Source organism: Bacillus sp. COPE52 (assembly GCF_003355115.1).
Taxonomy (GTDB): Bacteria; Bacillota; Bacilli; order Bacillales; family Bacillaceae_G; genus Bacillus_A; species Bacillus_A toyonensis.
Genome location: NZ_CP031292.1, coordinates 5778057 through 5778278, shown reverse-complemented (window position 1 = coordinate 5778278; position 222 = coordinate 5778057). Strand labels below are relative to the sequence as shown.

The following is a 222-nucleotide window of genomic DNA, read 5'->3' as shown; positions in this document are numbered from 1 at the left end:
TGACATGTGGAGCTGACGAATACTAATAGATCGAGGACTTAACCATATAATATGAAGCAATGTTATCTAGTTTTGAAAGAATATAAAAAACTTGTTGACTTTAAAAGTTAAATAAGTTACAATAATTCTTGTCTTAAATGAATACAGTCTGGTAATGATGGCAGAGAGGTCACACCCGTTCCCATACCGAACACGGAAGTTAAGCTCTCTAGCGCCGATGGT

At 36.0% G+C, this 222-nt stretch carries 1 other annotated feature.

Annotation, left to right across the window (positions count from 1 at the left end):
* The first annotated feature begins 147 nt into the window (after positions 1-147).
* Positions 148-222: a sequence feature (5S ribosomal RNA rRNA prediction is too short), on the top strand.